This is a genomic window from Methylobacterium sp. AC433, assembly GCF_979253015.1.
Genome location: NZ_CEEDBN010000134.1, coordinates 1 through 230 on the forward strand (window position 1 = coordinate 1; position 230 = coordinate 230).

1 pseudogene is annotated in these 230 nt (G+C 80.0%); it reads right to left on the reverse strand.

Features of this window, described 5'->3' with window-relative positions:
* Positions 1-230 (reverse strand): annotated as a pseudogene (locus AC0IWM_RS24010) (cobyric acid synthase); the annotation flags it as partial.

A 230-nucleotide genomic window follows, 5' to 3' on the forward strand; every position in this document is an offset into this window, starting at 1 on the left:
CCGCCCCGAGGCGGGCGCGCCAGGCGCCGCGCGGGCGGTCGTCGGCGAACAGGCCGTGCACGTAGGTGCCGGTCACGCGGCCGTCGGCCGCGACCGCGCCGTCGGAGCGCCCGTCCGCGAGCCGGATCGCCGGGCGCGCCGTATCCGGCCCGGTGGTGTCGCCCACCTGCATCTCGTAGCCCGCGAACGGCACGCCGTCCGGTAGGCTGGTGCCGGTGACGGCCGCGAGG